The 25,479-nt window shown below is 61.5% G+C and carries 19 protein-coding genes and 2 tRNA genes; 9 read left to right on the top strand and 12 right to left on the bottom strand.

The features are described 5' to 3' along the window. Positions 1–125: 125 nt before the first annotated feature. The 4 genes from NZ740_07960 to NZ740_07975 all read right to left on the bottom strand — a co-directional run bounded on the left by NZ740_07960 (position 126) and on the right by NZ740_07975 (position 4,293). A complete protein-coding gene (locus tag NZ740_07960) occupies positions 126–1,313 on the bottom strand; it encodes a M48 family metallopeptidase (GenBank protein MCS6771944.1) in 1,188 nt (395 codons plus the stop codon). A 48-nt stretch (positions 1,314–1,361) separates the two neighbouring features. Continuing rightward, entirely contained in the window at positions 1,362–1,922 is a 561-nt protein-coding gene (locus NZ740_07965; GenBank protein ID MCS6771945.1) for a LemA family protein, read from the bottom strand. Between the two features lie 10 nt (positions 1,923–1,932). After that, positions 1,933–2,316 (bottom strand): zf-TFIIB domain-containing protein, encoded by a 384-nt coding sequence (locus NZ740_07970; GenBank protein MCS6771946.1) that lies wholly within the window; start codon positions 2,314–2,316, stop codon positions 1,933–1,935. A 183-nt stretch (positions 2,317–2,499) separates the two neighbouring features. Next, positions 2,500–4,293: an SLC13 family permease gene (locus tag NZ740_07975; protein MCS6771947.1), complete on the bottom strand. Its 1,794-nt coding sequence runs from the start codon at positions 4,291–4,293 to the stop codon at positions 2,500–2,502. 207 nt (positions 4,294–4,500) lie between these two features. On the opposite strand from NZ740_07975, the gene NZ740_07980 reads away from it, so the two are divergent. The 7 genes from NZ740_07980 to NZ740_08010 are packed head-to-tail and all read left to right on the top strand — an operon-like array spanning position 4,501 to position 11,866. Then, entirely contained in the window at positions 4,501–5,478 is a 978-nt protein-coding gene (locus NZ740_07980; protein ID MCS6771948.1) for a peptidylprolyl isomerase, read from the top strand. A gap of 27 nt (positions 5,479–5,505) precedes the next feature. After that, complete coding sequence (gene pdxA / locus NZ740_07985; protein MCS6771949.1) at positions 5,506–6,507, top strand: 4-hydroxythreonine-4-phosphate dehydrogenase PdxA; 1,002 nt, start codon at positions 5,506–5,508, stop codon at positions 6,505–6,507. Next, positions 6,495–7,313: a 16S rRNA (adenine(1518)-N(6)/adenine(1519)-N(6))-dimethyltransferase RsmA gene (gene rsmA, locus NZ740_07990; protein MCS6771950.1), complete on the top strand. Its 819-nt coding sequence runs from the start codon at positions 6,495–6,497 to the stop codon at positions 7,311–7,313. The genes pdxA and rsmA overlap by 13 nt, the downstream gene beginning before the upstream one ends. Further along, the gene (locus NZ740_07995) at positions 7,310–8,770 is read left to right on the top strand and encodes a TolC family protein (protein ID MCS6771951.1); all 1,461 of its coding nucleotides are present in this window, start codon (positions 7,310–7,312) and stop codon (positions 8,768–8,770) included. Before rsmA ends, NZ740_07995 begins: the two co-directional genes overlap by 4 nt. Further along, the gene (locus tag NZ740_08000; GenBank protein MCS6771952.1) at positions 8,767–9,969 is read left to right on the top strand and encodes an efflux RND transporter periplasmic adaptor subunit; all 1,203 of its coding nucleotides are present in this window, start codon (positions 8,767–8,769) and stop codon (positions 9,967–9,969) included. The genes NZ740_07995 and NZ740_08000 overlap by 4 nt, the downstream gene beginning before the upstream one ends. Then, positions 9,966–10,661: an ABC transporter ATP-binding protein gene (locus NZ740_08005; protein ID MCS6771953.1), complete on the top strand. Its 696-nt coding sequence runs from the start codon at positions 9,966–9,968 to the stop codon at positions 10,659–10,661. Before NZ740_08000 ends, NZ740_08005 begins: the two co-directional genes overlap by 4 nt. Beyond that, positions 10,658–11,866: an ABC transporter permease gene (locus tag NZ740_08010; GenBank protein ID MCS6771954.1), complete on the top strand. Its 1,209-nt coding sequence runs from the start codon at positions 10,658–10,660 to the stop codon at positions 11,864–11,866. Before NZ740_08005 ends, NZ740_08010 begins: the two co-directional genes overlap by 4 nt. An 18-nt stretch (positions 11,867–11,884) precedes the next feature. Here the strand turns inward: NZ740_08010 and NZ740_08015 are convergent, their stop codons facing one another. From NZ740_08015 to NZ740_08025, 3 genes are all read right to left on the bottom strand, one after another. Next, complete coding sequence (locus NZ740_08015; GenBank protein ID MCS6771955.1) at positions 11,885–14,737, bottom strand: alpha-amylase family glycosyl hydrolase; 2,853 nt, start codon at positions 14,735–14,737, stop codon at positions 11,885–11,887. A gap of 96 nt (positions 14,738–14,833) precedes the next feature. Further along, positions 14,834–15,901, bottom strand: coding sequence for a hypothetical protein (locus NZ740_08020; GenBank protein ID MCS6771956.1), 1,068 nt, complete (start codon positions 15,899–15,901; stop codon positions 14,834–14,836). Positions 15,902–15,956: 55 nt separating this feature from the next. Then, positions 15,957–16,031 (bottom strand) — tRNA-Gly (locus NZ740_08025). A gap of 814 nt (positions 16,032–16,845) precedes the next feature. On the opposite strand from NZ740_08025, the gene NZ740_08030 reads away from it, so the two are divergent. Then, a complete protein-coding gene (locus NZ740_08030) occupies positions 16,846–18,285 on the top strand; it encodes a hypothetical protein (protein MCS6771957.1) in 1,440 nt (479 codons plus the stop codon). Between the two features lie 1,009 nt (positions 18,286–19,294). Here NZ740_08030 and NZ740_08035 read toward each other — a convergent pair. Continuing rightward, a complete protein-coding gene (locus NZ740_08035; GenBank protein ID MCS6771958.1) occupies positions 19,295–19,531 on the bottom strand; it encodes a thioredoxin family protein in 237 nt (78 codons plus the stop codon). A 129-nt stretch (positions 19,532–19,660) separates the two neighbouring features. Here NZ740_08035 and NZ740_08040 point away from each other — a divergent pair, with 129 nt between their 5' ends. Continuing rightward, positions 19,661–19,993: a helix-turn-helix transcriptional regulator gene (locus tag NZ740_08040; GenBank protein ID MCS6771959.1), complete on the top strand. Its 333-nt coding sequence runs from the start codon at positions 19,661–19,663 to the stop codon at positions 19,991–19,993. A 158-nt stretch (positions 19,994–20,151) separates the two neighbouring features. Here NZ740_08040 and NZ740_08045 read toward each other — a convergent pair whose 3' ends face one another. The 4 genes from NZ740_08045 to NZ740_08060 form a co-directional block, all read right to left on the bottom strand. After that, positions 20,152–20,421, bottom strand: a complete 270-nt coding sequence (locus NZ740_08045; GenBank protein MCS6771960.1) for a hypothetical protein — start codon at positions 20,419–20,421, stop codon at positions 20,152–20,154. A gap of 493 nt (positions 20,422–20,914) precedes the next feature. After that, a tRNA-Ser gene (locus NZ740_08050) sits at positions 20,915–21,006 on the bottom strand. A 150-nt stretch (positions 21,007–21,156) separates the two neighbouring features. Further along, the gene (locus tag NZ740_08055) at positions 21,157–23,001 is read right to left on the bottom strand and encodes a trehalase family glycosidase (GenBank protein MCS6771961.1); all 1,845 of its coding nucleotides are present in this window, start codon (positions 22,999–23,001) and stop codon (positions 21,157–21,159) included. Positions 23,002–23,020: 19 nt separating this feature from the next. Continuing rightward, entirely contained in the window at positions 23,021–25,459 is a 2,439-nt protein-coding gene (locus tag NZ740_08060) for a hypothetical protein (protein MCS6771962.1), read from the bottom strand. Positions 25,460–25,479 lie beyond the last annotated feature (20 nt).

Consider the following 25,479-nt stretch of genomic DNA (forward strand, 5'->3'; position numbering starts at 1 on the left):
TAATCTTTTGTGCGGAAATTACAAGCCGGGTGCCCCGCGCGGAATGTTTTGAATTGCGAAAACTTTGAGCAATTTTGCGCGTCCAACCCTGCCCGGATTTGGGGCGAGTCAGTACGAAAAGCGAATCAACCCATACGATGATGGTGCCCGCATCGGGGACAGCGAATGGGTGCCCCCGTCCACGCCGGCGGGATCCACAGGCGAAGCCCGCAGTCGCAGTCCAAGGGCGTCCCGCCCTCGGCACTTCTCAGGATGTTCCGGACGGATCGCCAGCCCTCCGCCGCATTCGCGGCCTCGCCCGCCGTTGGCTCCCGGACGGGCGCATCTGCTACGGAAGCGAGGGCAAAAGATCCCATAACGCCGGTTCCGCCGTGCAGGCGCTTGTACGCCTCTTCATAGGCGCGAAGGGACGCAGATTGCCCCATCGACCTCAACACGTGAATTCGATCTTCCGTCGGCGGGTGGGTGCTGAACAGACTGTTCGCATGGCCGCGCGCTCGGAACGGGCTGACGATGTACATGGGGGCCAGTACCCGGCTGACTTCCGCATCGGCCCGCTGACCGCCAGCAATCTTTTCCAGCGCGGAGGCCAAACCCTCTGGATAGCGCGTATATTGCGCGGCACACGCATCCGCGAGGTATTCGCGCCGGCGCGACGTCGCGAAGTAGAGAAGCTGCGCAAGCAGAGGCGCCACAATCGATAATATGACCGCCAGCAACACGATGACCGCCACCCCGCCGTCCCGACTCGATCGGCGACGACCCGTCGCGGTAAAGCGAAGACCTCGCGCGAACATATCGCAGAGCAGAATGATGGCCCCGACAGTCGTCCCCGCGATGGTCATGAACAGGGTGTCGCGGTTTTTGATGTGAGCGATTTCATGAGCGGCCACCCCCTGCAGCTCATCGCGGTTCAGCTTCGCGAGGAGTCCTGTCGTGAAACCCACCGCCGCCCGCCGCTCATTGCGGCCGACCGCAAAGGCGTTCGGAATGGGCGTGTCGATCAGATAGATTTTCGGCGGCGTACCCAATCCAGAGGCAATCGTCATTTCCTCGACAACATTGAACAACTGCGGCGCGTCCTTTTTCTGGATTTCGCGCCCCCCCGCCTGCGCCATCAACATCGCCTCCCCGCCAACAAAGGACACGGCCAGAAGTAAGAGCCAAACCCCTAACGCAAGGACGACGCCGGTCGGACCCGTAGAAGGATGCACCAATACGCCAAATGTCCAGCCGAGGACGGCGAGCAGCGCGCCGAGCGATAGAACCAGCGCCACCGATTTTCGGCGATTGGCTCGAATAACTTCGAACATCGCAAGGAGCGGCCCCGCGGCGGATTTTCCGCGAGGGGCGCGAGCGGTTCAGAACTTCACTTTCGGCACCTCGCGCTCGGCCACGTTTTGAATCTCGAAAAACTCGGCCTTTTGGAACCCGCCAATCCGCGCGACGATGTTCGACGGAATGGTCTCGCATGCGGTGTTGTAGCGCATCACGGAATCGTTGTAGTATTGGCGCGCAAAGCCGATTTTATTCTCCGTCGAAGCCAGTTCCTCCTGTAGCGCGCGGAAATTCGCGTCCGCTTTTAACTGCGGATAATTTTCCATCACCGCGTAAAAACTGCGGAGCGCGCCAAGAAGCGCTCCCTCGGCCGCCGCAATCTGGCCGACCTGCCCGCCGGCCGTTGCGCTGACCGCGGCCGCGCGCGCCTGCGTCACGCGCTCGAACACCTCGCGCTCGTGTGTCGCATATCCCTTGACCGTCTCGACCAGATTGGGAATCAGGTCGTGCCGGCGTTTGAGCTGAACGTCGATTTGCGCCCACGCGTTCTTGACCTCGTTTCGCAGCCGCACAAGTCCGTTGTAGAGGACGATGAACGCCAATATCAGCGCGGCGATAACACCCAGAGTGATCCAGCCAGCCATCTTTACCTCCTTATGTGCCGGGGTGACCGAACAAGCTTTCGTAAAAATCCGTCAGTTGCGCAAGAGCGCGATCATCGGCGATCGTCCGAGTGACCGCCTTGACCTCTCCCTCGTCAAACCACCAGCCGTGGTCATGCGGGCACACGTCCAGCGTAATCGGGGCCTGTTGCGCGCGCGCCTCCCTCATCCAGTCGCCGCACGCGGGGCAGCGCCGAGGGCTCCGAGCGCCCACGGAGAGCGGGATCAGGGCGTCGGCCGCAGGATCGCCCCGCAGCAACACGCCGAGTTCACCGCGGTCCATCCAGATGCCCCGACACGCGGGGCACCAATCGACCTCCACATTGCGGTATTCCAGCGCAACGAGCGGTTTGTCGCACGTGGGACAGATTCGCATACGCCTATGCTACGCCCCAACCCCATCCTGTCCAGCCCGCGCCAACAGGACCGACGTGGCTCGAAATCGAACCCATTTTTCCATCATAGAAATTCCATGCGATGGAACCTCTTCGATTCCTTTTTTCCATCGAATGGAAAATTCTCTAGGGGAGCGGCGAGTAGCATGTTCGCGGCTCGTCCGTCAAAACGGCCAGATCAGCGGGGCGAGCGCGACCGCTGCCGCACCGATGATGAGATTGAGCCAGAAGCCGATCCGAACATAGTCGCCAAAACGGTATCCGCCAGGACCGAGGACCATCAGATTGGTTTGATAGCCGATCGGGGTCGCGAAACTCGCGGACGCGGCGATCATCACGCAAAACACATACGGCAGCGGGTTCACCCCAAGGCGGGCGGCAGCGTCCATCGCCACGGGAAACACCAGCGCCGCCGCGCCATTGTTGGTGATCACCTCCGTGACGAGCGTGGTCGCCAGGTAGACGAAGGCCAGCGTCATCCACGGGTCGCTGCCGGAAAAGCCGAGCAGCAGGTTGGTAATCGCGCGGGCGGCGCCCGTCTGTTCCATGGCGGTGCCAAGCCCGATGGCCGCGCCGATCACGGTGAGGACATTCCACTCGACGCTGCGGCGCGCCTGCCCGATGCTGCAGCAGCCGGTCATCACCATCAACATCGCCGCCGCAATCGCGGCATTCAGCATGGTCATCCAGTCGAGGGCGGCAGCGCAGATCATCCCCGCCAGAATTGCGAGGGCCAGCGGGGCCTTTTCGAATCGGCGCGGCGCAGTATCGTCCAGCGAACGGATCAGATAAAAATCACGGGAATCACGCTGGCGGGGAATGAATCCGGCGTGGGCCTCCACCAGCAGCGTGTCGCCGGGCCGCAGCACAATGTCTTCCAAGCGGCCGCGAAGCCGTTCGCCGTTTCGCGCTACAGCAATCACTACGGCGTTATAGACATTTCGAAACCGCCCATCTCGGATCGACTTGCCAATCAGCGGGCAGGTGTTGGACACCACGGCCTCGACCAGAATCCGCTTGTGACGTGGCGCATCCAGCTTGAACAACTGGTCCGGGGCCGGCTGCAAACCTTTCTGGTGGTAGAGCGAGCGGATCGATTCAATGTGGCCGACAAAAACCAACCGATCGCCCTCCCGGAGAACCTCGCCAGGGGAGACCACCGAAAACACGTGGTCTCCCCGAATCAGCTCCGCAAGAAAGGCGCCCGGCACCTGGGACAGCCCCGCCTCCTCAATGGACCGGCCGATCAGCGGGCTGCCGGGGCTGACCTCCAGTTCGAGCGTGTACTCGCGCGTGTTCTCGAAGACCTCATCGAGGGACTTTCGCTCGGGCAACAGGCGGCGGGCCGCCAGCACCACAAAGAGAAAGCCCACCGCTGCACAGGGGATGCCGAGCTTTGTGATTTCAAAGATCGGAAGCCCCCCTAGTCCGAACCGTTTCTGATACAGGCCATCGACCACGAGGTTGGTGCTCGTGCCAATCAGCGTGCACATCCCGCCCAGAATCGAGGCGTAGCTGAGGGGAATCAACAGCTTCGACGGCGGAATGCGAATCCTTCGGCTCCACTCGGTCACGGCGGGAATGAACATGGCCACCACCGGCGTGTTGTTGAGAAACGCGCTCATTGCCATGACCGGCGCCATGAGCCGCGCGACCGCCGCTCGAAGACCGCGGGGCGCGCCAAGCACATGTTGCGTGATCCAAGATAACCCCCCCGTCTCCTGTAGCCCCGCCACCACGACATAAAGCACCCCAATGGTCACCAGGCCGCTAGACCCGAAGCCCGCCAGACCTGCCGTCGGGTCCACAATCCCCGTTATCAAAAGGATCGCAAGCGCGCCGAGAAACAGAAAATCGGCGGGGAATCTGGTGAACATCAACAGGCCGAACAGAGATGCGACGACGGCGAGGGTGATCCAACCGGCCGGCGATAGCGCTGAAATGGCTAGGCTTTCCATACAGGATTTGAAAGCCGCTATCCTACCGAACTGGATCCAACTGTCGAGAAACCCCATCCATCCAGAATTGAATAGCCTTGCGGGCCGGAACTTAATGCGTCCCTTTCAGCCGGAAATCTATCGCCCAAGCGACAACGGCCAAGACGTAAACCCTCTCAAGGCCGCTACGGCTTGCGGCCTTGTGGCGCTTCTGCAATAAGTTTTTTTATGGACACGAATTCGCGGATCCTGGCGGCCGTCTGTCTCGCCTTTTCCTCTGTGGCAGCGGCTTCGGCCAAATTGACGGATGACATGCCGGTAGACGGTTTTGCCGCGATCGTCAACGAGCGCGTCATCACGATCGGCGATGTGATGGATTTCCTTCAGAGCAGCGATCTGCAGATGCGCGACGATTTTGCCGGCATGGAACTTCAGCGCCGCAGCGAGGCATTTACGGCCGCGAGGGATCTGTTGATCGAGCAGGCGCTCATTGTCGAGGAGTTCAAAAAATCGGGGGCCACTCTTCCGGACCGGATTGTGGACGGTCGAATACGGACCCTCATCGCGGAACGATTTGGAAACGACCGGTCCCGGTTTCTGGCCGCGCTGGCCCAGGAACAAATCACGCTAGAAGAGTGGCGCGAGCGGGTCCGGGAAGGGATCATCGTGTCCCTCATGCGCCGCCAGGAAGTGATCGAGCGGGCAAAGGTGTCGCCCGGCTTGTTGCGGGCGGCATACGAGGCGCGAGCCGACCGCTGGAACGTGCCAGAACGGATCCGCGTGCGGCTGATCACGCTCCGCTTGCCCGAGTCTGGCCCGGCCGCTGTGGATGCGCGCCGCCAGTTGGCCGTCAGGGCGCGCGGCAGGATTCTCGCCGGCGAATCGTTCGCCGACGTCGCGCGGGAGATTTCCGAGGACAGCAAAGCCGCTGCTGGCGGCGACTGGGGCTGGCGAAGTGCATCTGACTTCGCCGGGCCGCTACGCGCGGCCCTTGAGGCGCTCAAACCCGGCGAGGTCAGCGATGTGATTGAAACGCCGGGTGCGATCCACCTGGCCTTGGTCGAGGAGCGGCAATCCGCCCGGATGCGGACATTCGAAGAAGTTCGACCGGAACTGGAGCGCGAGTTGCGGCAGGCGGAGATCGATCGGATCTACCGGCGATGGATCGAACGATTGCGCCGTAAGCACGTCGTCCAAATCTTTTAGCGGTCAATCTTCCCCCTCTGGTTGTTCGTGAGACATCAACCAAAAATCCGAATCGGCATTACGTTGGGCGACATCAATGGAATCGGGCCCGAAGTCGCGCTGAAAGCCGTTTATCGCACCCGGCAGTCCTCGGGAGTCCAATTTGTCCTGATTGGACATCCCGAGATCCTCGCCGAACAGGCCGCCGCTCTTGGCCTGCCCGTACCTCGGACGGGCAAGCTGGAGGACCCGCCCCGCATGCGGGTGTTTTGCTGGTCGCCAGTTCGCCTGAAACTGACGTGGCGACCGGGCGAGTTGGATCCCGATGCCTCTGCGGCCGCCGGCGAATGGATCATGGCCGGCGTCGATGCCTGCCTGCGGGGCCAGCTCGACGCGCTCGTGACAGCGCCGATTTCCAAAGAAGGATTTCACCGGGCGGGCATCAACGCGCCGGGCCATACGGAAATGCTCGCGGAACTGTGCGGCGTCTCGCGGTTTGGCATGATGCTGTTCGGTGGCTCTTTGCGGGTCGTTCTGGCAACGCGACATATCCCGCTTCGCGAAGTTCCAAACGCGCTGACTCGGGAGACCGTTGAGGAGGCCATCCGGTTGACAGCCGAGGCGCTGCCCTGGCTGGGTGCGCGACGCGCGCGAATTGCGGTGTGTGGCCTCAATCCGCACGCGGGAGAAGGCGGCGATCTCGGCGATGAGGAGGAGAAGATCATCAAGCCTGTCATTTCGCGCCTTCAAGCCGGCGGGCTTCGCGTCGAAGGCCCCTTGGCGGGCGACGCGGTCTTTCATCTTGCGGCGAAGGGGGAGTATGACGCGGTTGTGGCGATGTACCACGACCAAGGCCTCGCGCCGCTCAAATTGCTCGCCTTCGACCAAGGCGTCAACCTCACGCTGGGTCTGCCGATCGTTCGCACGGCGCCCGATCACGGCACCGCATTCGGGATCGCAGGACAGAACCGGGCCAGCGCGGCCAGCATGGCGGAAGCCATCCGTTGGGCCGCCCGGTTGGCGCGGAGGCGCAACCCGTGGCCGCGCTGAATCCCGCGTTGCGCACATCGGATGTTCGCGCCCTCCTGGCACGACTGGATGTTCAGCCGAATCGACTCCTCGGCCAGAATTTCCTGATCGACGCCAACATTCTCCGCATCCTGCTGGAAGCGGCAGATCTTTCGCCGGCTGATGGCGTATTGGAGATTGGTCCCGGTCTCGGCGCGCTGACCGCCCCGCTTCTCGAGCGTGCCGGCCGCGTCGTCGCCATTGAAAAGGACGCCGCGCTGTTTGCCCACCTGCAGGCGACGTTTGGACATCATCCCCATTTGACGCTGATTCACGCCGACGCGTTAGATTGCGACCTGGCCGGCCTGGTGGCCAACGGGCTGAACAAGGTCGTCGCCAACCTGCCGTATGCCATCGGCACGCGCGCGCTCGTGGAGCTCTGCGGCGCGCCCGTGAAGCCAACGCGATTTGCCGTGACCGTGCAGCGCGAGGTGGCCGAACGCCTCAAGGCCCGGCCCGGGAGTCGCGACTACGGCGCGTTGAGCGTGCTGGTGCAGCTCCACTATGCGGTCGAACTCCGAAAACGTGTTGCGCCGAGTTGTTTTTATCCCGCGCCAAGCGTGGAGTCTGCCATCGTGGTCCTCCTCCGGTTAGAAGGCGGGCCGCAGCCGACGGATGAGCAGCGCTTTCGCTCTCTGGTGAAGGAATGTTTTGAGCATCGGCGCAAGCAGATGGGCACCCTCGTGCGTCGTCCGGAAGCCCTTGCTCGGGCGGGTATCGAGGCGAAACGCCGCCCGGAAACGCTGTCCGTCGAAGAGTGGGTGCGTCTGGCCGATCTGCTCGAATGAACTCGGAGCGGCAGCAGGTCCCGTTTGCCGGTTGCGTTCGGCGGTTCCTCGCGGATAATTCGGCTGTGCGTGCAATGTGGCTGCTGGCCGGATTCAGCGCCCTTGCCGCGTGTGCGGCGGCCTACGGCGCTGAGCGGCTCGATCTTGAAACCGCAATTAACAGGGCGCTGGCCAACAACCGCGAATTGGCTCAGCGCGCGCTCGCAGCCCGCGGCGCGGAACGGGGCGCGGCCGCCGCGAGGGCCGAGTTCGCCTGGCGGCTTCGGCCGGAGATCTCCGCGGAACGCGCCGATGACGCAGACCGACTTCGCTACGGGTTTTCCGCGGGCCGCAAGTGGGAGCCCGGCTTTGAAATCGAAGCCGGACCGCGGATCGAACATACCAGCGGATCCGGCGACACTGGTCCATCGGCCATTTGGCGAGTTGATGTCCGACAGCCTCTCTTCCGAAATTTCGGCGCGTTGATCCAACGCGAAGGCGTTCTGGCCGCCGAAAGCCGTTTCCGCGCCGCACGGCGCGCTCTTGAACAGCAAAAGGCGGACCTCGCGCTTCGCGTTGTCGAACAATTTGAAACCTTGGTGAAGCTGGAGCGCCAAATTGCGGCGGACGAGGCCGCCTTGCAGCGTCTCGAAACGCTCTTTCGCCTAACCCAGGCTCGTGAGCGGCAGGGACGCGCCACGCGCGTCGACACGCTCCGCGTCGACCTGCGGCGGGGAGAAGCCCTCGCCCGTCTCGAGACGGACCGCGAACGGATGTCCTCGCTTCGGCGCGATTTTGCCGAGCTGCTAGGCAGCCCTCCGGACACTCTTTATGAGCTGATTCCCTCTCCTCTAATCGAACTGAATCTTCCGCCAACGGAAGAGGCGGTCGCCCTCGCACTGTCGAATCGGCTCGACTATGCGCAGGCGTTGCAGGATTACGCGGATGCTGAGAGGTCCGAGCGAATCGCGCGACGTGGACTCCTGCCCGAGGCCTCGCTGATTGCACGGGCGGAGACGGAAGACGAGTTCGAAGGACGCAGCGATGTGCGCTGGTCGATCGGCGTCTCCGGCGGAAGCGACATCGTGGGCGTCCGTGAGCGGGCGCAGATTGAGCAGGCCGTTCTCGCGCGGGAAAGCGCCCGCGAGGCGGTGCGAATTCGCGAATGGGCCATCGCGCGGGAGGTGCAGCAGAGCGCCTCGGCCTATCGGCGCGCGCGCCTCGATGTGGATATCGCAGAGCGCAATCATGCCCTCGCGGAACAGCGCGCGCGGCTGGCTCGACGCCTGTTCGATCTCGGGCGAGTGGAGAATCGAGCGGTCACGGATGCAGAAGACGAACTCGCCGCGGCGGAAAGCCGCCGTCTGACGGCGCGGGCGGAAGCAGTGCTCGCCGCGTACCGATATCTCCATGCCCTCGGCACCCTGCTCGAAGCGCCCGCGGAACTTCGGCCCCGCCGGGACGAGGTGCCGCCATGATACGGCTCGCTGCCCTTCTCGCTGCCGCGCTGGCCGCGGCCGGTCCCGTGGGGTGCGGACGCGCCCCCGAACCGGTCGAGACCTGCGCGGTGCAAACCGGACCGATTCGCGTATGGACGACCTATACGGGCAAGCTCGAGGCGCGCCGCGTCGAGATTATCCTGTCGAAATTCCAAGGATCGGCGACGATCGTCGAACTCGCCCCTGAGGGCGCTCGGGTGCAGCCGGGCGATCTACTGGTGCGCTTCGACAGCTCCCAGGTCGAACGCGACCTGCTGAAACTACAGCGAGATTATGAGGTGGCCCGGACCGAACTTGAGCGGCTGGAAAAAGCGGAACAGCCGCTCGAGTTGCGCGAGCTGGAGGCCCAGCGGTTGGAGGCCCTCGCCCAATACGAAACCGAGCGCCGGTTCCTGGAGGATTCGCGGTCGCTCCTCGCCGAGGGTCTCGTCTCCGAGCAGGAAATCGAACAACAGTCGCTCAAAGTGGATCAGTTGCGCGCGGCATTGGACAAGCTGGACCAGCGGATCGCCCTGACGAAGGAATATCTTCACCCGGCGGCCCTAGCCAAAGCGCGCGCCACACTCGCCGCTGCGGAACAAGAGCTCGCGCTCGCCCGCCAACAGCTTGAAAGCTGCCGCGTGGTCGCGCCGGCCGAGGGAATCATCGTCTATCGGCCGCTCCACATCGGCGGTGAATACCGTACAGTCCGCGTGGGAGACAGCCTTTATCGCAACCAGCCCTTCATGAGCATCCCGGACATGCGGGATCTGGTGGTGGAGCTGTTGGTTCCGGAAGCTGAGCTGTCGCGGGTCCAGGTGGGGGCGGAGGCCGTCGTGTCGCCGATCGCCTATCCGGATCTGCGCCTTCGCGGGCAGGTCGAGACGGTGGGGTCCATGGCCGTCTCCGCAATCGAACGCCCGGGCTTCCAAAGGTTCTTTCGAGCGGTCATTGGTCTGAGGGATACCGACCCCCGGCTCCGCTCCGGCATGTCTGTCCGCGCGGATATCCTCTCGTATTCGCGCGATGACGCCCTGCTGGTGCCGCGAACCTTTGTGGCCTTCGACCAGGGTGAGCCCTTCGTGCAGCCCATCGACCCCCGCGCACCTCGGCGTCGGATCGTGCTCGGCTGGGGCGACCTGCGCCATTTCGAAGTGCTGGAGGGCCTCTCGGCCGGCGACAGGCTCCGGCGCCCGTGAACCGTGCGATTCCACAAATCCCCGTGCTGGAAATGCGCGGCGTGTGGAAAACCTACGCCACGCCAGCCGGACCCCGCCATGCCTTGCATGAAGTGAACCTGACGATTGAACAGGGCAGCTTTGTGATGGTCACAGGCCCTTCCGGATCAGGAAAGTCCACCCTCCTCCATCTGGCGGGACTGCTCGACACACCGACACAGGGCGTGGTCTGGTTTGCCGGACGCCGAGTTTCAGACCTGCCCGAGCGCGATTTGTGCCAGATGCGAAAGGCGCGAATCGGAATGGTCTTCCAGCGGTTCTGTCTGCTGACGCGTCGCACAGCCCTGGAAAACGTTCGATTCCGTTTCCGATACCTCGAGGTTCCCCCATCGCGAGCGACCCGACTGGCGGAAGAGGCCCTCGCCCGCGTGGGTCTTGCGGATCGCGCCAGCCAACCGGTCCGGTTGATGTCCGGTGGCGAAATGCAGCGGATCGCCATCGCGCGCGCTGTTGCACAACCACCCGATCTGCTAATTGCCGACGAACCCACGGGCAATCTCGACCGCGAGTCCGCCGAGCGGGTCATGGACGTCTTTCGGGAACTGCATGCCAGCGGAATTACTATCCTGTTGGCGACCCACAATGAATCGCTGCTGCGCCACGCCACCCGGCGCCTGATCTGCCGGGACGGCCGGATCGAGAACTCGCCATGACGCTCGCTCTTCGCGCCGCGCTCACTGATGTGGAGGAGAACATCCGCTCCCGCCCCGGCCGCACCAGCCTGGCGTTCCTTGCCCTCGCCGTTGGCATGGCGGCCCTCACTGCGGTCGCGTCGCTGCTGGGCGGCCTGGAAGCGCGCGCGAAGGGCATCGTAGAAGAGCTGGGCGCTGACGTGTTCGCGGTCCTGCCTGAAAAATCCGGCGACGTTCCGCCCGCGGCCGCACTGCGGACGACGCACGCGGCGGTCCTGCGGCAAAATTTGCCGGGAGCGAAGGTGTGCAGTGTCCGGCTTTTTGAGGATGTGCCCGCAGGCGGCGAGCGCCGGGTCCGCGTCGTCGCGGCAGAGGCCTCCCTGCTGGAGGTTCGACCTTGGCGCATGGTCGACGGTCGCTTTCTCGATGAGCAAGACGTGGCCATGCGAGACCGCGTCGCCGTCGCCGGGGAAACGGTCGCCGCCGAATGGGGTATTCGCGTCGGTGATTCGATTTCGCTGGGTGACGGCGTATTTCGTGTCGCCGGCATCGTGCGAATCGAATCCGGCGCCCTCGAAGCGGAAGGTTCGCATTCCTCGCTCTTGGCCGGCGGCCGCATGTTTTTCGTGCCCCTGTCCGTCGACCCCGAATGGTTTGGCCGCAGCGCCGCCGCCGGGGAGGCGCTATCGGTAATTTTTGCGCGCGCCCCGCCAGGAGAACGAGCGGAGTGGGCAGCCGGTCTAGTCCGCGAACTCCTTGCCCAACCTGATCTCGGGGCACCTTCGATCAGCATCGTCACCGCCGATTCGCTGATTGCCCGGATCCGATCTCTGCAAAGCGCCATCCGCTACACGGCCGGCAGCGTGGCGTTATTATGCATCGCGCTGGGGGGCGCCACTTTGATGAGCCTGCTGGTTGCGAACGTGCGGGAGCGTGTGCCGGAGATCGGGCTTCGGCGGGCCCTCGGAGCCACCGCGTTCGACGTTGCGTCCCTCTTTGTGCTCGAGGCGTTGCTCCTGACCGTTGCGGCGGCCGTTGCAGGTGCGCTCGCGGCAATAGGATTGCTTGGGGCGCTTCGCAGCCACATCCCCGCGCCCATCCGGCTGGATCCGGCGTTGGCGGCCGCGCCCCTCGCGTTTGGGCTACTGGCGGGCGCAATCTTTTCCTACTGGCCCGCGCGCCTCGCGGCGCGAATCGCGCCAGCCGAGGCGCTCCGCAACGAGTGATCTAATCCCGGTGCCGGATCAAAATCCGTTCATTAGAATCAGGGATCGAATGCCGGCCACCTGGATCGTTGCAGTCCGACCGCCCTCCAGTGGCGCATAGCCGGGCAATCCGTTCAGGTTCACGGTCTGGTGGTCGCCGATGACCCGCCAGCGGCCCGGCGGCAGGGGCACATCGAAAGCAACCGAGCGGTCCGAACTATTTAAGAGAACGACAAATGAGCGCCCCGGGTGTTGGCCTTTCGCGTTGACGATATAGCCCAGAGCGCGCGGCTCAGATGGATCGATCCACGTGTAGTAACCCGGCGGCGGGGTCTGGGTCACCCGAAAGGCCCGACCCGCCTCGCTTTGCCGCATGGCGATCAAATCCCGATAGTAGCGCATCGCTTCGGCTGCGAGCGGCCGTTCGCGATCATCCCACCGGATCGCGTTGACGGCGTCTCCCTTGTCGAAGGTATTGCTAATACCGTACTTGCTCCGCAGGAATTCCTGGCCCTCGTTGACCATCGGGATCCCGAGCGAAGTGAACAAGACCGTGGCGGCCAATTTGTTCATTTGGACTTCATAGGACTGCACGTATTTGCCGTTACGGTCCGGCCGAAGGCTCAACTCGTCCACGAGGGCCATGTCGTCGTGGCTCTCGACGTAGTTGATGGATTGGAGCGGGTTGGAAGACCAGATCTCCGTGGAACCGGTGATCGTCTTCTTGAGCCAGTCCCGATCGGCGCGGCCGCGCACGAAATCTTTCGCGGCATACCGGAAATCGTTGTTCCACGCGGACCACGTGGTTCCGCGAAGTTTGGCTTTATTTTCCCCGCGTATGGACCACGGTTCCGAAATCAGAATGACATCCGGCTTGATCGCGCGTGCCTCGCGCTCGATCTGCCGCATCGTTTCCATGTCGATGAGCTCCGCGAGGTCAAATCGAAATCCGTCCACCTTGTGTTCGCGGATCCAGTACAGGATGTTGTCGACGATGAAGCGCCGCATCATCGGCGCCTCGGTTCGCACGTCATTCCCGCACGCGCTGAAATTGATAAACCGATAATCGGGGGTGAGACGGAAAAAATATTTTTTATCGATCAGCGCAAAGAGATTGGGGCCACCGACATGGTTGTAGACGACATCCTTGATTACGGCAAAGCCGGCACGGTGCAAGCCGTCGACGAAGCGCTTAAATTCGTAGTATTGGGATCCACGCAACGGCTTGCGAGCGTAGGACGCCTCGGGTGCGAAATAATGGACGGTGTTATAACCCCAACTGTAATCCCGCGTACCGTTTTCAAACTCGCAGGTGGGCAGGAATTCGATGGCATTAAATCCCATGGCCTTGATGTGGTCCAGGCCGGTTCCGGTCCCGATGGTTGCCAATACACCCTCATAGGTCCCCCGCAGATTCGGCGGCACGCCCGATGAAGGATGGATCGTCAAATCGCGGACGTGTGCCTCATAAATCACCAGGTCTTCCGGCCGCGGCGTGGTCCAGTTTGTCGCGGTCCAGCCCCCGAACCATTCATTGGTCGCCTCGCGGTCGATCACAATCGAGTTGTTCATCGAATGGGCGGATGCAAAACAGTAGGGATCGCTGACAAACGCCTGAGCGTTAAACGCCTCTCCGTCGCCCTGAGGACCATCCACGTTGAACGAGTAATATTTGCCGACATCTAGCCCCAGGAGGCTGATTTCCCAAACGCCGTCCTCCTCGTCCTTGATCATGGGATAGCGTTCCGCCGGCTCCAGCCGGCGATAGGCCGGCTGACGCTGCTCGTACTCCGGCGTCGTGAAAATGTTCAGGGTCACGGCCGTCGCACGAGGTGCGAACAACCGGTAGGTCGTGATGCCCCGCTTTTTGTCGAGATGGGCGCCGAGCGCGCGCGACGTGACGATGGAATCGAGCAGTTTGCCGACCGACACGACCTGCCTGATGCGGCGGTCCGCAATCCCGTCCAACACGACGTTGTAGGTCGTCGATAAGTTCAAAGGCTCGGCCGTAAAGAGCTTCAGCGTTGTCACGCCGGGATCGGCGAAATCGACCTTCAAATTGATGTTCCCGTTCGGGTCGCGCACGCGATTCGGTGCGCGGGCCGGCGGAGTCGTCCACCGTTCGCGATCGACCACAAACCGAAAGAGCGGAAACCCATCGCCCTCGGGATATGGCAAGCCCTCCACCGGCACGGAAACCTCCCAAACGCCATCGTCGTCGTCGTCCTCTAGCCGCCACACCCCATTTCGCCCGCCATCGGGATTCCACCAATTGAAGTTTCCGGCCACCGTCACCATCGCCGTCGGGGCGAGCGCAAGACCATAGGCCCGCTCGTCAAAAACGAACTTTAGGGTAGGTCCGGCGATCAGATAACCGCGTTCGAGTTTGTCCGGGTTACCGGGAATCACTCGCATCCCGGTAAGCGGGACCGGCGGCTCTAGCGCCGCGCGTACGCCCCGAGTGTCCGCCAGGGGACGCTTCAGATACACGGTGATTTCATTCCGGCCGTCCAGCCGCGCGGCGAGCACCACTTCCGGCGGGCGCTCCAGCAGCAAATCGTCGTTCACTACAAGGGTGCGGTTTTCGCCCGGCTCCCATTCGCCGTCGACGATAAATTTGAATTCGTACCGGCCCGGCTTCTCGATGGGGAGCGATCGAATGTCGAGGACAAAGAGCGACCGGTTCGTGCGAACCATCGGAAAAGCGCGGGTCCACTGGTTCCACGTCCCTGACACCTCGACTTTCGAGTTTGTCGGCGCGTCGTACCGAAGCCAGCGTGTTGCTTTGGCGCCCGGAATCATGCGGGTCGATGCGCTGAGGGGCGGTTCGTCCGCCAACAAAAAACCGGCAAAACCTATTACGAAAGTCAGCACAACCCCAGCGATACGCATCGGCGGAATCCTCGGATTCAATACGGGGCATTCAATCACGCCACTTTGGACCCTTCAAGCGGATGAGTCGGGCGCCGAAGCGAAGATCCAGCGGATTCAGGGATTCGCTCCAGCCTGATCTGTCGTCACCACATCAGGCCCAGGGCCCGCTGGATCCGACGGGGACGCATTATGAGGATCGCTTGACGGCGCCGGCGGGTCCTGCCGCACCGCATTTTCCGCGCGGTTTTTGTTCAGTTCCTCCAATTGGGCCCGCAAGCGATCGCACTCCCCGCGCAGCTCCGCCAGTTGCTGTTCCCACTGGGCGAGCGCCGCGCGATGTCGGTCTTCCGCGGCGGAAGACGCCCGCACAAGCAGGCCGATATGTTGTTGCAACCGTTCGGCCTCAGCGCGCGATCGAGCGGCATCCTCGAGGGCCATGTCCCGTTTTCGAAGGGCTTCGTCGCGTTCCCGCCCCGCGGCATCTCGCGCGGTCTCCGCTTTTGAAAGCGATTCTTCCCATGCCGCGCGTTCCACCTCGCGAGCAGCATGCACCGAGGCCAGCTCTTCCCGGAGCCTCTGATTTGCCGACCGTTCGCTCTCCCAGGAGGACCGCGCGGATTCCAACTCACGGATCGCGGCGGCCAGCCGGTTTGAGAGCGTCCGGTATTCATTAGCAGAACGGGTCAGGGCCTCCTCTTGCTGTTGTACAGTTCTTTTGAGCTCATTGATTTCCGCTTCACAGGCTTTCTGTTGGCGGTCTCGTTCCGCGTGAGCGTCTCGCAAGGCCTGTTCAAGCAAGACGACACGGGTCAGCAAATTCGTATGTTCTGCTTCCAGCTCGGCCAGCCGCTCCAGAACCGCCGCGGCGGCGGCCGGATCTTTCGGTAAGGTTTTGTCGGCGCGACCGCGCAAGGCCTCGAGTTGGGAGCGGCAATATGCTTTGCGGAACTCCACAATGTCTGGGTGCCAAGCTGGGTCCTTTTCCGAAATCGTCTGATACAGTTCCAACGCGCGCTGGTATAGCGACCGGGCCTCTGTATAGGAACCTTCGTCCCGGGCCATGTCGGCCCTGACGAGAGCGACATATGCCGCGGTTTGCAATTGGATGCTGTTCGTTTCTCCGCCTGCCGGCAAAACACCCGCCGCGAAAACGGCCAGTCCAAGCGCCAAAACGCTTTTCACGTGTGTCTCGCCGCTTGAAGCTTTTGCGGCCACAAAGCTACGTCTGAAAAACAATTGGAGCGGGAGATGGGATTTGAACCCACGACATTCACCTTGGCAAGGTGACGCTCTACCACTGAGCTACTCCCGCAACGCCATGAACAATCGTCTGTCGTCCGGCTCGATAAACTATCTGTATGTAAGCCATGTGTCGCGAGATGTCAATGGTGGCCGTTGAGATGGAGGCCGAACCGGCCGTGGCCGCGATGGCGGTGTCTCTTGGACCTCGAGCGAACCGCCTTACTGGGGCCAGAACACAAAACTTACCGCCAAAGCAGATCCGTGCTATCTCGCCTCAAAGGTACCGCCGTCTTCCTCGACCCTCGAAGCGGCTCGTGTCGGAGTGAAGGATGATCTTTATATCGTGGGCGAGCACTTAATCCTGACTGCAGATTCTTCGCCTGAATCAAAACATCGGAATCGGGCAGATTGGTTGAATCTCGATCGCTTCAATCGCGTTGAGGGTGCGGCGTACGTCTTTTTAGAGGAATGCCCGTTTCTCGCAGCGTGCGCTTCATTCGCCTCGCCCTATCGAAGTAATGCGCGCGAAGTGACCAAGAGAATAATGTCATTAGTGCCGACAAATACCGGCGTCAGAAACTTCGCGCCGGCAGACGACAGCGTGTGTTTCCCGTGGCGACGTTGCGAAAGAATTCAGTCCGGACCCTAGCCCTCGCCGAAGCCGCACGAGGAAACGGAACCATCGAAATCACAACGAGTAGCGCGAAAAACGGTGGACAGATACTGCCACTCTCCGCAGGCTCATCCTTCGGGTTAGCGCACTCGAAAGCCGGAGATTTGGCGTCTGAGTAATTTTTTACGCGAATCTAATACCGTTGAGGGTCCAGCTTGGGTATAGTTTGAAATAAAATATTGGCATATCAACTTTATCGAGGGGGAGGAGCATGAAAGTTTTCATTGTCGTGTGCGCCGTTCTTGGCGTGTTTTCTTTTCCCACTCGCGCAAGTGTTGTGGTTGTTACCAATGTCGTGACGAATGGTACGTTGGCCACGACCTACGGCGCGTCGATCATGGATCGCGACGTCGCGCGGTGGATTGAGGAATCGATACCCACCAACTCCAAAAAATTGATCATTTTGACGCAGTGCTTCGGCGGCAACATGGTGGACAAGTTTGCAACGATCTCGAACACCACGGTGATTAGCGCGACGAGTCCGGGACAAAAATCCAAGTACGGTTACTACGACAAGGGAGCGAGCATGGCGTTGAAGCCGGGGCCCAGTCGCACGGCGCAGGACGTGCACAACGAGGGTTTTGCCAGCAAGCATACGAACGAGACTCCGATTATAGGAGGAACACTATCGCCGACGAATTTTTCGTTGGACCCTGTTTCGCCGACGGGGACGGTGAAAAGTCGCCATATCGTGTTTTATGCCGGTGAGCCCGACAGCAGACCGGAACGCGATTTTGATCAATACCTTCGCATCAAAAAGTCGTTTGAAACGGAAACGAACACAACGCTCGAGTCCGCCGGCGGCCAATTGTCCATATCGAACATTCTGGATTTTGTCGGCAACGCAGCGTCGCTTCGCCGAGTGATTACCAATGCGGCCGCTGCGATCACGAATTCGCCAACGCCGGACGACGAACAGTTCGTTTTCTATGTCACCGACCATGGCGATTATCATGTGACGGCGGACGTGCGCACAAATCTGCCTCCGATGTCGACACTCACCATCAGCAATTTTCCATCGTTCAGATCGAATGCGATCACCCCAAAAGCTATCCTGGAAGACGCCCACGCTGTTCCCAGTTTTTCCATCTTCATTCCATTCACGAATGTGGTTCATCCCGCGAATGAGCCCCTTTCGCACTATGTTCCGTATTTCAGTTCTTTCGGTTTTCAACTGCAGGTGTTTGACGCGACGAATGACGTGACGCCGCTGAACACGTTCAATTTTTCCTTGGAACAAGCCTGGGAACTCAACGGCAGCGGTTTTATCGGCGATTTTCCCGGCGAAGGCATCGTGCGTCGATTCACGATGGATCCGAGCGTCTTTGTCAGCAACTACTTCGACCGCACGCTGACATTTCGACTGACCAGTTTGGTTTCGGGCACGTGGATGATTCAGCGCATCAGCCAGGATAGCGGCGAACTCTCCAAATTGTTTGAGCCGCTGGTAGAGAGCATAGAACGAGTTTTTAGCGGCTTTGTAGTGCGATGGTCGGGATACCGTCCGGTCCGGCTCGAATTCACACCGAATCTTGTGCCACCGACGGCGTGGATGCCGCTCACGTTTTATCAAGCCGGCGGCGGCGTCACGCATTCATTCTATTTCGAACCTACGAATGATCTAGGGTTTATCCGGGCCGCAGAGCAGTAGGGTCTTCGCGTCTGACGCCTCACATAGCGTTGTCATGACTCTTCGAAGCGGCAGCAATAAGGGATCTGGCGCTGGAGGTGTACCCCAAAGGCTACGCGGGGAGGCCGAAATCGGCGGTCGTGCATCTAGCCCGAACCGATGGCGTAGAGGTCGATACCGGGACTCTGCGGCGGTGAGTTCCCTAGAAATTTCAACAACCTTTAGCCGGGCCTGCTGTTCCGCTTTTAGAGTCTCTTCCTCGATGTATAGCCGGGCTCGGTGAGCCCGTTGGTTCGAGCTCGAAATGTCCGGGGCCAACGACCCTGCTTACAGCGTATTTTTCGCCCACCCGTAGTTCGGCTCGGTGAGCCCGAAAAATTCCTGGTGCCAACGCCGCCGGCTACAGGAAATGCTGTCGGTCTTTAGCCAAAGGCCTCTGGGTCTGTCGGCACAAGCGGGCGCAACTTCGGGCGAGGCGAAAGCGTCAGGCCCGCGTTGACATAGATCTTCAAGGCGAAGGGCGACTACGCCTCACAAACGAGCGATGAAAACGTCGGGCTTGAGGGTGAGGATGGCGAACATGCTGCAGGCAGAGAGCGGGTCGAGCGGGAATGCATGTAGTGGCGGCGCGGATAGCCGAACGGTCTACGTCTTCAGCAGCGCCTCCACCCCTTATCTGGGCGCAGCGGAAAGTTAGATCCCTTTCTTCTCCGCCTGAAAGGGGAGCGCCCTCAATTTCCCGCGCCAAGCCGTTGGTCACGCCGCTCGACGAACCACGCGATCAGAGGCTTATGAGAGAAGTTGAAGGCGGCGGCGGGTCGGGGACGGCGGACCTGCGCCGCCAACGCGAAGTCTCCTTGGCTAGCAAGCGCCGGGGGATTAACGCCGGATGTCTGTCGTCGGGCACCGAGCAAATAATTGCGCTTGGTGAATTCGCTGGGCCGGCGGCTTATCCCCCGGAGCGAATGGTCCCGATCGCGCTTGTTTTCGCGCGAGCCGTGTCGCCGTCGGTTGCAACTGATTACTTTAGTTATTTCAAAGCGTCCAACGACGCGCCGAAATTGATGTGGTACGGTACGCCGTCGAGCACAAGCGCAGGCACGGATTTGACGCCGGCCGCTTCGGCCTCTCGTATTCGGGCCTTGTTTTCCCCGAGGTGAACGATTTGGACGTCGAATCGCTGCGGGTCAAGCGCGGCGGCCACATTACGTTCGGCGGCCACGCAAACCGGGCACCCGGCATGATAGAATATTGCTTTCTTCTTCATGAGGGACTCCTTTCATAGACGACTCTTATTTCTGCTTGAGTCTCACCGTACACGGTTGAGCATTGGGTGCCAGAGGGCACAAAATGGTGACCGGTTGACGGCTCAGATTGCTGCGTCTAGGTAAGAAGTATGAAACGGAAATTCCTTCCGCTCTCGGAGCGATCCGCCTATCGCAGCCTCGAGGATGTGGTGGGCTGCAAGTGGTCGGCAGGAGTAATCGCGGCGTTGGCGGATGGCGTGCGGAGACCGGGCGCGTTGGAACGGTACATTCCGGGTATATCGAAAAAAATCCTCAACGAACGGTTGCGCAAATTGCTAAATTACGGATTGATTGTGCGCACCGAATATCCCGAGCGTGTCCGCCACGTCGAGTATTCCCTGACACCGATGGGCCGCAAAGTCGCTCGGATCATCCGACAATTGAAAGAATTAGATCGTTCACTCACCGCGGCTCGCGATTGAAGCTGTAGTCCGATTAATCAAGCTGATTGTTATCGCCGCGTTGTAGAGACTATCCCCAAACCTGTTTTTGGGGAAGCAGAGGGCATGTGAGATCAAGCAGACTTTGGTAGTGGTCACCGCCACTCGTAAGCCTTGCAGATCGACCCACACCCCGATGTTCACGCCTTTTCCCATTTTTCTCGCCTCGTTGCCATCGCCAACCCTCGTGCTTTGACGAACGTGCCGTCGATGAAACCCTCATAGAGCTTGAAGCCCTTCGCCATTTCACACAGCGACCTGCCTGGCGCTGGACAGGATTCAGAAGATTCCTCGGAGAACTCTTCGTTTATCTGCGGCAGGCCGTCCGCCCCGCGGGTTGAGAGATGCGTTGGAAATATAGCGGCACCGCCAATCGAATCGAGCATCAAGAGGTGCGAGCAAGCCGTCATGCGCTATCGATCTAATTCTATTGCTCAAAAGAATCGGGATTGCCTCACGACGGTTGCTCCATCATTGTCGGACGAGGTGGAACTCGTTCCTCCACAATGTGGGCAAATTCGAGAGCGCGGATTTACCCGCGCCGTTTGTGCAGGGCGCGGTTTCAACGGCGCCGGCGCGTGCGGTCGGCGTGATACCCGACTCTGCAAGTAGGGACGTCGTGGAAGGCCCGGTTACACACGGGCCGGATACGGTCGGCGAGGAAACCGACCCTCCAGATGGGAATGACTCGGAGTGGAACCTGTCTTTCCAAAATAGTGAGCGGGGGGAATTTGCCCCGACAGTTTATGTGAAATCGTTGCGCGAGATAACTACGGCGTCGGGAGCGCCTCCGATCTCCCGCCAATCGGAAAAAGGGCCATTTCAAATGAGTCAAAAAGAGGGAACATTTCCAAATGAGTTTTGACGTGTTCGCGGTCCGAGTGACAACTACGGCCGATTCAATGGCGGAGAGGGTGGGATTCGAACCCACGTTCCCCCTTTCGGAGGAAACACGCTCTCCAGGCGTGCCCAATCAACCACTCTGGCACCTCTCCGGTGGGTTCCAGCGGGCAAGCCTACCGCACTGTTTTCATCCGTCAATCGTTTGCAATGGAAGTTTGAGCCGCGGACGGGGTTCGCTATGGTAGCGGTGGCGAAATGGACGCAAGGCCGCTTCTGTCGAATCCGGACCGGGGTCCCAATGTTTAAGTAGGCAACGGCAATTCCGGGCCGGGCACCGATCCGCTTTCGATTAGAGCAATCATCCCGAGCAGCCCGCCCCAGTGGTAGAACCGGTCGCTCCACTCGTAGGGGCAGCCCCACCCATCGATTCCGCTGTAATTCTCGTGCACGTGGCCGTCGCGCCGCCACTCCCGCAGAAACAATTCTTTCGATTTGGCCGCCAGCTCCGCGGCCGCCGCCCTAAGACCCGCGCGGCGCAAACCCAGGTATACAAGGAAATTCATCGGCGGCCAGATGCGACCCCGCCAATAGTGCTGCTCCGGAAACGCCGGATCATCGCGAGAAATCGAGGGCAGGACCCAGTCGCCCCAAAATTCGTTGGGGTTCATCAAGTGCTCCGCCACCATCCGCGTGGCCTGGTCCGCAGTAGCCGCGTCCGCCAGCAGGGGGTAGAACAGCGTCGGCGACAGGCGATGGCTCCACGCGCCGCTGTCGGTATGCCGATTCATGAACAGGCCGCGCTCGTCGTTCCAAAGCAACTGCAGGGCAGCCCGCCATGTCGCCGCGCGAGCGCGAAGCTCCTGCTCCTCGTTCGCGCGCCCCAACACCCGCGCCAGGTCGGCAAGGTCCTCGCAATCCCGGATGTACAGACTGTTCAGGCCGACATCGTGGAGGTTCATGCAGTGGGTCGATGGGTCGACCGGGACCTCGTCATACATCGGCGAATTATCCAGGCCGGATTCAAGCGCGCAGCCGTAGGTCTGGCCCACGCCTTTGGTTTCCCATTCGTTGTCGAGAATCGGGTCGTAGGGGTTCGACCCCCATGCCAGCAACTCACCCACGCAGCGGGCGCGAAGCCACCATCGGTTCCAAACTAAGAGGGAGTCGAACACCTCCTCCAGAAATTGGCGATCGCGCGTCCATCGGTAGACCTCGCGCACCATCATGGACCCGACCGGCGGTTGCGAGCGGTCCCGCGTTTTGAACCCGTGGCCGTTCGACGTGTTGGGCACAAACCCCTGCGGCAACATTTCGCGCAGAATTTCCCGCGAGTTCGCGATGGCCAGATCCGGCTCGTCGATGGCGGCCATGTAGGCGGCAAAGAATGTATCCCAGCAAAAGAGCACCCATCCGCCGTTGTATTCATTCCAAAGCCGGCTCACCGGACTGATCACTCGCCTACCGTTCGGATCATAAATGGTGTTCCATGCAAGGCAGGCGCTGAGCGCCGCGTGCGTCTCGGCTTCGGGGCCGAACCGTCGGGACCGCTCATCCAACGCGGCCCGCGCCCGGTTGAGCAGGCTGCAGATTTCATCGACGGGGCGCCATCGGCCGGTGGAGAGTCCCACGGGCTGTTCCAACGCAATCGCGAGATAGGGAGCCTGGGCGGTCAATTGCGCCTCCTCCACGGGTTCCCCGCCGACGGCGAAAACATTCGTGGACCCGTCGGGCCAAACCGCATCGAGCCGCGCGCCGTTTCGGCGAACACTGCCAGGCCGGTTCCAAAGAAAGGCGCCCTCTGCAACCAGGACGGCGGGTTTGCGATGGTTCTGAAAGGGGGTTGCCAGGGCGATCCAGTCGCCATCCACTGCGGCGGTTTGCACAAGGATTTCGAGTCCCTTCCAAAGAATTCGTAATTCCGTGTAGGCGCCATCGTAGGACCGAGGTCCGGGCCGGACAACCTCACGGTCGGCTTCTTTTCGGCCAATTAGAGCTTCACGCAGGTACATCCCCGAACGGTACTCCTTGATGCCGATGTTCACGGAGAAGCCGCAGGGGAGAAGGACGTGGGATAACACGCTGTGCGTATTCCACGTGTTCCACCCTTCGCCGAAACGAGAACTTCGAGCGGGAGCAATCGAATTCACGGTGTGAGGCCTTTTAGGTTCATAGGCCGGTTTGCGGGAGAATGACGGCGATCTGCGCCGACGGCCGCCGGAACGAAGTTGCCGGAACAAGGGGCCCGGCAAGGCGTTCGCCGTTTACCGTTATGCCGGGCTCCTCCCCGGCATGCGCGCGGCGAGCCTCGATCTCGACCCGGCAGCCTCGAAACTTCCGCGTGCACGAAAATCCGGCCCACTCCGCCGGCAACACCGGCTCGATCCGCAATCCCCCCAGCTCGGGCCGAATGCCGAGCAGATACTGGGTTGCCGCGATGTCCATCCAGGCGGCCGTGCCGGTGACATGCGGGATGTTTGCCCAACCGAACCGCGGATTTTCGGGGCCGATGATGCTGCTCGCCCACGCGTACGGCTCCGCCTGGTAGCGGTCGAGCCCGGCGCGGCGCAGGGCCAGGTGGGGCACAAGCTGGCGGAAGTACTGCCACGCGCGTTCTGCGCGGCCGAGAAGGGCCTCCGCAATGATCGCCCATGTGTTGGCGTGGCAGAAGATCGCCCCGTTCTCGCCGCACCCGAGCGAGTAGCCGACAAACGCATCCATGTCCTCCGGATAAGTTGGGAAACTCGGATGCAGTTTTTTGATCCCGCGCTCGGTGTTCAGGATTTGATACACAGCGTCCATCGCGCGGATTTGCCTGTCGCGGTCGCCCACATTCGCCAGGACGGACCAGCTTTGGGAATTCAGCCAGATTTTGCCGTACCGACACGTGCGCGAGCCGACGGGCGCACCGTCGTCGTCGAACGCGCGGATCCACCACTCGCCATCCCAGCAGCGAGTGGAAATGGCGTGAAGCTGCCCGTCGAGCGCGGAGGAAAGCCGGCGTTCCGTGTCGGATTCTCCGCGGGCGCGGGCCAGTTCGAGCATCTGGCGGAGGACGTACACATACTGCATCGCGGCGAATACCGATTCGCCCCTGCCCTTCCGCGCAAAGCGGCCGATGCAGTCGTTCCAATCGCTGTGGAGGGTCAGCGGGATGCCGTGCGCGCCGAGGTGTCCCGCGGTGAAATCGAGCGCAGCGAGCAAATGCGCCCAGACTGTGGCTTCGGGCCCGCGATCAAGCCCGTTTTCGGCCAGGTACGGCACCTTTTCGTCGAGAAGTCCAAGATCGCCGGTCTCTGAGACAAGCGCGTAAGCCAGCATGGGGAGCCAGAGGTGGTCATCGCTGTGGACGGTGCGCCACGGCGCCTGCTTGTCCTCCGGAAAATACGTGTGCACCACATGCCCGTCGGCGAACTGGTGCCGCAGCAGCCGGAAAAATTCCTCGCGCGCCCAATCGGGCCGCCGGTACGCAATCGCGAGCATGTCCTGCGCGGTGTCTCGAAACCCATAGCCGCGAAGGCCCGAAGCGGCCTGGCTGAACGAGCGCGAGTAGCGGCCGGTATGCACGCAGTTGACCGGCGACCACGTGCGAATTTGCCGCTCGATATCCGGATCCGGCAGCCGGCAATCAAAGGCCGAAAAGTGGTCCGCCCACCACCCGTCCAGGTGACGGCGCTGTGCGTCGATCCAACCCGGCTCGCGCGCGCGGGAGAGGATTTCGGGGAGGGCGCGCAACGCCGCAGAGTAATCCCCCATCGCGCGCGGCACCAGGCCGAGGAAAAAGCTGACCCGCTCCGATGCGCCCGGTGCCACACGGACCGGAACGTGGAGGGCGCCGCAGGGATCGCCGCACCAGATCTGCTCTCCGCCGCAACGACCCAGCTCTACGGCCAGGGGATCTCGCTCCGACCGGTACGGCCCCAGGAAGGCCTGCCGGTCGCCCGCGCTTCCGGCGACGGCCCGGTTCGAGGCAAAAAACACGAGAGGGAGGTCAGCCAGTCGAGGGTGCGACTGGTGATGATACAAATAAAGCTGCGCAGCCGCCGCATCATCCCAGCGGGTTTTCAGCATGTTGCGAATGTAGTATCCCCACTGATACTCCTGCAGCCATTCGAGCAGGCCAAATTCGACGTAGGCAAACAAATCCACCGACGCATCACGACTACCGAGATTTGAGAGCTGTGCATCCCAGACCAAGATGTCCTCTTCAGGCGCGATGAAGAGGGAAAGCCCTACGGCGAGATCCCCCCGGCGCCCAAAAAACCGGCTCGAACCTGGCGTGTGCTCCGCTCGCCACTCATCCAGCGGCGTCTTGGTCGGCATCCATGTCGGCGACCAGACGGTCCCCGCGGACTCGCGCACGTACAGGTAGAAGCCCGGGCTGTCCACCGGCGACATCCACGAGCGGTAGCGGGTGATGCGGAAATTGATCGGACTTTTCCACCAGAGGCATCCGCCGCCCGCATGCGACACAAACGCGTGCAGGTTCCCGTTTGAAAGGTAGTTGATCCACGGCGCCGGAAGGTCCGGCCGGCGGATCACGACGGCCCGCCGGGGGTCGTCAAATGCATATACGTCGTCTTCGACTCGTTGGGGCTGGGACATCATAAAGTTTCCAACCGATGGAT

The organism is Kiritimatiellia bacterium, assembly GCA_025054615.1.
Taxonomy (GTDB): Bacteria; Verrucomicrobiota; Kiritimatiellia; order CAIVKH01; family CAIVKH01; genus JANWZO01.

What these genes read in the sequence shown, in the direction of transcription:
- NZ740_07970 (MCS6771946.1), bottom strand. Translation starts at nt 2,316, where the DNA reads ATGCGAATCTGTCCCACGTGCGACAAACCGCTCGTTGCGCTGGAATAC.
- NZ740_08035 (MCS6771958.1), bottom strand. Translation starts at nt 19,531, where the DNA reads ATGAAGAAGAAAGCAATATTCTATCATGCCGGGTGCCCGGTTTGCGTG.
- NZ740_07965 (MCS6771945.1), bottom strand. Translation starts at nt 1,922, where the DNA reads ATGGCTGGCTGGATCACTCTGGGTGTTATCGCCGCGCTGATATTGGCG.
- NZ740_08060 (MCS6771962.1), bottom strand. Translation starts at nt 25,459, where the DNA reads ATGATGTCCCAGCCCCAACGAGTCGAAGACGACGTATATGCATTTGAC.
- NZ740_08000 (MCS6771952.1), top strand. Translation starts at nt 8,767, where the DNA reads ATGATACGGCTCGCTGCCCTTCTCGCTGCCGCGCTGGCCGCGGCCGGT.
- NZ740_07975 (MCS6771947.1), bottom strand. Translation starts at nt 4,293, where the DNA reads ATGGAAAGCCTAGCCATTTCAGCGCTATCGCCGGCCGGTTGGATCACC.
- NZ740_08045 (MCS6771960.1), bottom strand. Translation starts at nt 20,421, where the DNA reads ATGACGGCTTGCTCGCACCTCTTGATGCTCGATTCGATTGGCGGTGCC.
- NZ740_07960 (MCS6771944.1), bottom strand. Translation starts at nt 1,313, where the DNA reads ATGTTCGAAGTTATTCGAGCCAATCGCCGAAAATCGGTGGCGCTGGTT.
- NZ740_08040 (MCS6771959.1), top strand. Translation starts at nt 19,661, where the DNA reads ATGAAACGGAAATTCCTTCCGCTCTCGGAGCGATCCGCCTATCGCAGC.
- NZ740_08030 (MCS6771957.1), top strand. Translation starts at nt 16,846, where the DNA reads ATGAAAGTTTTCATTGTCGTGTGCGCCGTTCTTGGCGTGTTTTCTTTT.
- NZ740_07980 (MCS6771948.1), top strand. Translation starts at nt 4,501, where the DNA reads ATGGACACGAATTCGCGGATCCTGGCGGCCGTCTGTCTCGCCTTTTCC.
- NZ740_07995 (MCS6771951.1), top strand. Translation starts at nt 7,310, where the DNA reads ATGAACTCGGAGCGGCAGCAGGTCCCGTTTGCCGGTTGCGTTCGGCGG.
- NZ740_08015 (MCS6771955.1), bottom strand. Translation starts at nt 14,737, where the DNA reads ATGCGTATCGCTGGGGTTGTGCTGACTTTCGTAATAGGTTTTGCCGGT.
- NZ740_08010 (MCS6771954.1), top strand. Translation starts at nt 10,658, where the DNA reads ATGACGCTCGCTCTTCGCGCCGCGCTCACTGATGTGGAGGAGAACATC.